Below are 390 nucleotides of genomic sequence, written 5' to 3'. Positions count from 1 at the left end.
GGACCGATCTTACGGCCGAAGAGGCGCTCGACAGGGTGGGTTGCGCCGGCCGAAGCCGACACAACCCGGTCCTGGGAGGACCTGCTGCGAACCATGGACATTGACGCGGCAGCCATGCCCGACGCCCGTGCGTCAGGACTTGCCAAGCCGCCAGCACATACCCGGCTCAGCCGCGTTCTGGGGCGTGACCACCTTGAGGGTCGTGTAGATGGAGCCCTTGGAGTCTCCCACAGTGGCTCCAGCCTGGAGAAGCCACTTCACCACTCCCGCCATGGTCATCGCCTGAGCAGGCACGTCATAGCTGAAGTCCACGTCGAAAGTCCCGTCCGCGACCTTGTCACATGCACCTCTCTGTTCGCCGCCGCCCGAAGTCGCCAGGAATACCTGATC

General features: G+C 64.4%; 1 pseudogene. It reads right to left on the bottom strand.

Annotated elements, in window-relative coordinates:
* Nucleotides 1-132 precede the first annotated feature (132 nt).
* Nucleotides 133-390 (bottom strand): annotated as a pseudogene (locus EN750_RS39030) (sugar ABC transporter substrate-binding protein); the annotation flags it as partial.

The organism is Mesorhizobium sp. M7A.F.Ca.ET.027.03.2.1 (assembly GCF_003999175.1).
In the GTDB taxonomy this organism is placed as follows: Bacteria; Pseudomonadota; Alphaproteobacteria; order Rhizobiales; family Rhizobiaceae; genus Mesorhizobium.
The sequence above is the reverse complement of the archived record's forward strand: the minus strand, read 5'-3'. Positions and strand labels throughout refer to the sequence as shown.